The organism is Mesorhizobium sp. M2C.T.Ca.TU.002.02.1.1, assembly GCF_003997225.1.
This window is the reverse complement of sequence record NZ_RZTO01000335.1, coordinates 1-6,129: the sequence shown is the minus strand read 5'-3', so window position 1 is coordinate 6,129 and position 6,129 is coordinate 1. Positions and strand designations below refer to the sequence as shown.

Annotated in this window: 8 protein-coding genes; all 8 read left to right on the top strand. The window is 63.6% G+C overall.

Features of this window, described 5'->3' with window-relative positions:
- Positions 1-103: 103 nt before the first annotated feature.
- The gene (gene metK / locus EOD07_RS18390) at positions 104-1,369 is read left to right on the top strand and encodes a methionine adenosyltransferase (RefSeq protein ID WP_127236486.1); all 1,266 of its coding nucleotides are present in this window, start codon (positions 104-106) and stop codon (positions 1,367-1,369) included.
- Complete coding sequence (locus EOD07_RS18385; RefSeq protein ID WP_127236485.1) at positions 1,366-2,076, top strand: tRNA (guanosine(46)-N(7))-methyltransferase TrmB; 711 nt, start codon at positions 1,366-1,368, stop codon at positions 2,074-2,076. Before metK ends, EOD07_RS18385 begins: the two co-directional genes overlap by 4 nt.
- A gap of 67 nt (positions 2,077-2,143) precedes the next feature.
- Positions 2,144-2,443 carry a DUF1778 domain-containing protein gene (locus EOD07_RS18380; RefSeq protein ID WP_127236484.1) on the top strand — a complete coding sequence of 100 codons (300 nt, stop codon included), beginning with the start codon at positions 2,144-2,146 and terminating at the stop codon, positions 2,441-2,443.
- 130 nt (positions 2,444-2,573) lie between these two features.
- A complete protein-coding gene (locus tag EOD07_RS18375) occupies positions 2,574-2,822 on the top strand; it encodes a CopG family ribbon-helix-helix protein (protein WP_040986247.1) in 249 nt (82 codons plus the stop codon).
- Positions 2,819-3,106: a type II toxin-antitoxin system RelE/ParE family toxin gene (locus EOD07_RS18370; protein WP_127236483.1), complete on the top strand. Its 288-nt coding sequence runs from the start codon at positions 2,819-2,821 to the stop codon at positions 3,104-3,106. The genes EOD07_RS18375 and EOD07_RS18370 overlap by 4 nt, the downstream gene beginning before the upstream one ends.
- Positions 3,107-3,263: 157 nt before the next feature.
- A complete protein-coding gene (gene rimP, locus EOD07_RS18365; RefSeq protein WP_040985940.1) occupies positions 3,264-3,896 on the top strand; it encodes a ribosome maturation factor RimP in 633 nt (210 codons plus the stop codon).
- Between the two features lie 46 nt (positions 3,897-3,942).
- A complete protein-coding gene (gene nusA / locus EOD07_RS18360; RefSeq protein WP_073989407.1) occupies positions 3,943-5,538 on the top strand; it encodes a transcription termination factor NusA in 1,596 nt (531 codons plus the stop codon).
- Between the two features lie 32 nt (positions 5,539-5,570).
- A partial coding sequence (locus tag EOD07_RS18355) for an RNA-binding protein (RefSeq protein ID WP_127236482.1) occupies positions 5,571-6,129 on the top strand: 559 nt, incomplete at its 3' end.

Genomic DNA, 6,129 nt, shown 5'->3' with positions numbered 1-6,129 from the left:
TGCCAGAACCGTCGCGCCGCTTGACGAGCGGCGCCCGGCACCGCTAACACGTGGCGCGCCAAAATCGGCAGCCCTGCCGATCTTTTTTCAAGAGGGGACACCCGTGACGCGGCAGAATTATCTCTTCACCTCGGAATCCGTCTCCGAGGGCCATCCCGACAAAGTCTGTGACCGTATCTCCGACGAGATCGTCGATCTGGTCTATCGCGAAGCCAAGAAGACGGGCATGGATCCGTGGAAGGTGCGCGTCGCCTGCGAGACGCTGGCCACCACCAACCGTGTCGTCATCGCCGGCGAGGTCCGCGTCCCCGAAACGCTTTTGAAGAAGGACAAGGCGGGCAACATCCTCAAGGATGCGTCCGGCCACCCCGTGGTCAACCCGACCAAATTCAAGTCGGTTGCCCGCAAGGCGATCCGCGAGATCGGCTACGAGCAGTCCGGCTTCCACTGGAAGACCGCCAAGATCGACGTGCTGCTGCATGGCCAGTCGCCCGATATCGGCCAGGGCGTCGACAACGCTGCCGACCGGCAGGGCGAGGAAGGCGCCGGCGACCAGGGCATCATGTTCGGCTACGCCTGCCGGGAGACGCCCGACCTGATGCCGGCGCCGATCTATTACAGCCACAAGATTCTCGAATTGCTGGCGACGGCGCGCCATGAAGGCAATGGCGAGGCCGGCAAGCTCGGCCCGGATGCCAAGAGCCAGGTCACTGTGCGCTATGCCGACGGCAAGGCGGCCGAGGTCACGCAGATCGTGCTCTCCACCCAGCATCTCGATGCGAGCTGGGACTCCAAGAAGGTCCGCAAGGTGGTCGAGCCCTATATCCGCGAGGCGCTTGGCGATCTGAAGATCGCCGAGGACTGCAACTGGTACATCAACCCGACCGGCAAGTTCGTCGTCGGCGGGCCTGACGGCGACGCCGGCCTCACCGGCCGCAAGATCATCGTCGACACCTATGGCGGCGCGGCTCCGCACGGTGGCGGCGCCTTCTCGGGCAAGGACACCACCAAGGTCGACCGTTCGGCGGCCTATGCGGCGCGCTACCTTGCCAAGAACGTGGTGGCAGCCAAGCTCGCCGACCGCTGCACCATCCAACTCTCCTACGCCATCGGTGTCGCCCAGCCGCTGTCGGTCTATGTCGACCTGCACGGCACTGGCAAGGTTGACGAATCGAAGCTTGAAGAGGCGCTGCGCAAGGTGATGGACCTGTCACCGTCGGGCATCCGCCGTCACCTCGACCTCAACAAGCCGATCTACGCAAAAACTTCGTCCTACGGCCATTTCGGCCGCAAGGCCGGTCGCGACGGTTCCTTCTCCTGGGAGAAGACCGATCTCGCCAAGGCGCTCAAGGACGCCGTCGCCGCCTGACGCCAGCGAACGCAAAGGACAGGCCGAGCCGGGCGACCGAAGGATTCTTCGGCCGCCGGCACGGCAAGACCATACGCCCGCAGCAGGCGATCGCCCTCGAAAGCGGCTTGCGCGAATATCGGCTCGACCTGACGGCGGAAGTGCCGGCGGATCTAAGGACCTTGTTCAAAGCCGAGGTTTCGGCGCTTCAGCTGGAGATCGGCTTTGGCGGCGGCGAGCATCTCCTGCACCGCGCCAAGGAAGCGCCGGGGACCGGCTTCATCGGCGTCGAGCCCTTCGTCAACGGCATGGCCAAGATGATGACGGCGCTCGGCAAGGCGCCGCTTGCCAATCTCAGGGTCTATGACGACGACGCCACGCGCCTGCTCGACTGGCTGCCGTCAGGCTCGCTCGACGGCATTGACCTGCTTTATCCCGATCCGTGGCCGAAGAAGAAGCACTGGAAGCGCCGCTTCGTCGGTGCCGCCAATCTCGGCCGCTTCGCCCGCGTCCTGAAGCCGGGCGGCAGGTTCCGCTTCGCCTCCGACATCGACAGCTATGTCAACTGGACGCTGCTTGCCAGCCGCGCTCACGGCGCCTTCGAGTGGCAGGCTGGAGAGGCCGCGGATTGGCATCGACCCTATGAGGGTTGGCCCGGCACGCGTTACGAGGCCAAGGCGATACGCGAGGGACGGCGGCCGGCTTATCTGACCTTTATTCGGAGATAGGTGGCGACCGTGCCTTTGTATTACATTTAGCGCTACAAATCGCTGAATTGCCGGTACGGAGACAGTTATGGCCGACCCGGTCGAACGCAAGGAATACCCGATCTTGATACGGCTGCCGGAAGCGGACATGGCGATGGTCGATCGCGCCGCCAGTCTGCGAGGCCGGTCCCGCACGGATTTCGTGCGCGATGCCGCCGTGCGCGCGGCCGAGGATGTGCTGATGGACAACCGTCTTGTCCGCATGAGCCCGGAAGGGTTTGCGGAGTTCATGGACGTTCTGTCGGCCCCGGTCGCCCCCGTTCCCGATATGGTGGAATTGGCCAAGCGGCCCGCTCCCTGGGAAGCCGGCCACACCACAAAGCGCTGACCCGAGGCCTTATCGGCTCCCAAACCGCTTGCCGCAGTTCCACGACGTGTCCGGATTTTCCACTGGGAAGCGTGCATTGACGAACCATCTTGGTTCCATCACATTCATAGTGAACCAGAGCGGAGACAGGATTATGAGTGCCTTCACCGTACGACTTCCCGATGAGACCGTGGCCAAGCTCGATCAACTGGCGGAGAAGGTTGATCGCTCTCGTTCCTATGTCGCGGCTCAGGCGATCGAAGACTATGTTGCCAGGGAAGAATGGCAACTCGCCGAGATCGAGGCCGGCCTCGAGGAAGCCGACCGAGGAGAATTTGCAAGTGAGAAGGATCTGGCCGGCGTCATAGCGAAATACGTCAAACCGGCCTCCGGGCGATGAAGCGGATCCGCTGGACGGAGCGCGCGCTGCGCCGTCTCGACCAGATTGGCGCTTTCATCGAAAAGGACAATCCAACAGCCGCTGCACGGGTCGTCGTCCGCATTGTTTCTGTCGTGGACAATCTTGCCGAACATCCGGCGATGGGCCGCGTCGGGCGGGTGAAAGGGACACGAGAGCTGGTCTTGGCCGATATCCCATACATAATTCCCTACCGTGTTGTCGGCGACGAGATCGAGATACTCACCGTGATGCATGCAGCCCAGCGATGGCCGCGACAATTATAGGCATCGCCGCAAGCCCTTGCCTGCAGGCTTGAAACGCCGGCGGCAATCGTCTATATCAACCTCAAATTCTTGGTCGGTATGACGAAGAGTGGGTCCACCCGGTCCCGCTCTTTTTTGTTACCCGCCGGCCGGAACGCAAAAAAGCGACAGGGATCTGATGACTGCAGCGGCAAGCGAGGCCGACGACCGTATCATCCGCGAAAGCGGCATCGATGCGCGCATTGCGCTGATCGTGCAGCCGGTGCTCAAGGCCATCGGCTTCCGTCTCGTGCGGGTGCAACTGACCGGCCAGAACGGGTTGACGCTGCAGATCATGGCCGAACGCGAAGACGGCACGATGACCGTCGAGGATTGCGAAGAGGTCAGCCGCGCCGTGTCGCCGGCGCTCGATGTCGAGGATCCGATCGAAAAGGCGTATCATCTCGAAGTGTCCTCGCCCGGTATCGACCGGCCGCTGGTGCGCAAGTCGGATTTCACCACCTGGACCGGCCATCTGGTCAAGCTCGAGACGTCGGTTCTCGTCAGCGACCGCAAGCGCTTCAAGGGCAAGATCGCCGAGGCCGACGCCGACGGCATCCTTATCGAGCGCGACAAGGCGGCCTATGGCGAGGAGCCGACGGTGCGCGTGCCTTACGACGCGATCGCCGAGGCCCGGCTGGTGCTGACCGACGATCTCATCCGCGATGCCCTGTCGAAGGACAACCGGGCGCGCAAGGAAGCCAGGAAACGCCGCGGCGAAGCGCAAGACGCCGGCGCGGACGAAGAAAACGAAACCGAACAGGAAAGTTGATTGAGTAGCCGGGCCATGCGCCCGGCGCGAAATCGGGAGAAAGACGATGGTTGTAAGCGCCAACAGGCTTGAACTGCTGCAGATCGCCGACGCGGTCGCGCGTGAAAAGTCGATCGACAAGTCGATCGTCATCGCCGCCATGGCCGATGCGATCCAGAAGGCGGCGCGCTCCCGCTATGGCCAGGAGACCAACATCCGCGCCGACATCAACCCTAACACCGGCGAGATGAAGCTGCAGCGGCTGATGGAAGTGGTCGAGAAGGTCGAGGACTACGCCACGCAGATCGCGCTTTCCTCGGCGCGCGAGCGCAATCCCGACGCCCAGCTCGGCGACTTCATCGCCGAGCAGCTGCCGCCCATGGATTTCGGCCGCATCGCCGCCCAGTCGGCCAAGCAGGTCATCGTGCAGAAGGTGCGCGAGGCCGAGCGTGATCGCCAGTATGACGAATACAAGGACCGCATCGGCGAGATCGTCAACGGCACCGTCAAGCGCGTCGAATACGGCAATGTCATCGTCGATCTCGGCCGTGGCGAGGCGATCATCCGCCGCGACGAGCTGATCCCGCGCGAGAACTACAAATATGGCGACCGCGTGCGGGCCTATGTCTATGACGTGCGCCGCGAGCAGCGCGGGCCGCAGATCTTCCTGTCGCGCACCCATCCGCAGTTCATGGCCAAGCTCTTCACCATGGAAGTGCCGGAAATCTACGACGGCATCATCGAGATCAAGTCGGTCGCCCGCGATCCGGGCTCGCGCGCCAAGATCGCCGTCATCTCGCGCGACAGCTCGATCGATCCGGTCGGCGCCTGCGTCGGCATGCGCGGCAGCCGCGTCCAGGCGGTTGTCGGCGAGTTGCAGGGCGAGAAGATCGACATCATTCCGTGGTCGCCTTCGGCCGCTTCCTTCATCGTCAACGCGCTGCAGCCTGCCGAGGTCGCCAAGGTGGTGCTCGACGAGGACGCCGAGCGCATCGAGGTGGTGGTGCCGGACGACCAGCTGTCGCTGGCCATCGGTCGTCGCGGCCAGAACGTGCGCCTCGCCTCGCAGCTCACCGGCTGGGATATCGACATCCTGACCGAGCAGGAGGAGAGCGAGCGTCGGCAGAAGGAATTCGTCGAGCGTTCGGCGCTTTTCATGGAAGCTCTCGACGTCGACGAGATGGTTGGCCAGGTGCTCGCCTCCGAAGGCTTCACCAGCGTCGAGGAAGTCGCCTATGTCGACTCGGACGAAATCTCCTCGATCGATGGCTTCGACGAGGACACCGCCTCGGAAATCCAGACCCGCGCCCGCGAATACCTGGAAAAGATCGAGGCCGAGCATGACGAAAAGCGCAAGGCGCTGGGCGTCAAGGACGAGCTGCGCGAGATTCCCGGCATCACCACCGCCATGATGGTGACGCTCGGCGAGGACGGCGTGAAGACCATCGAGGACTTCGCCGGTTATGCCGCGGACGACCTGATCGGCTGGAAAGAGCGCAAGGACGGCGAGACCAAGGTGTATCCGGGCGTGCTCGCCAGCCACGGCGTCTCACGCGCCGAGGCCGAGCAGATGGTGCTTGCCGCCCGCAAGCAGGCCGGCTGGATCACCGAGGAAGAACTCGCCGCCGAAGAGGCCGCGGCCGACGAAACCGTCGGTGCGTGAGGTGACCACCAATCGCAAAGCCCGTGGACGAGATGAACGATCGCACTTGCATCGTTACGCGCAGGCAGGCCGAAGCGGATGAACTGATCCGCTTCGTCGTCGGCCCGGATTCGGCCGTCGTTCCGGACATCAAGAGAAATCTGCCTGGCCGCGGTTGCTGGGTCACCGCCGATCGCCTACATATCGAAAAGGCAGCGGCGAAGAACCTGTTTGCCCGTGCTTTCAAGGCGCAGGTGACCGTTCCGGCCGACATTGGCGGCATGGTCGACGGGCTGCTTTCCAGATCCGCTCTGGGCATGCTTGGCCTTGCTCGCAAGGCGGGCGCCGTCGTTCTTGGCGCCGCCAAGGTCGAGGCCGCGGTGCGCGACGGGCAGGCGCTGCTTGTGCTGCATGCGACCGAGGCTTCGGACGATGGCGTCCGCAAGATCAGTCAGGCGCGGCGGGCGACCGTCCATCTCGGCGGCCCCGCCATCCTTGCCTACAAACTTTTCCCTGAGGCCGAGTTGAGCTTGGCATTGGGGGGTACAAATGTGATACATGCTGCCGTCCTCGCGCAGGACGCGGGACTGGCGGTTGAGAAGCGCGTTGTTG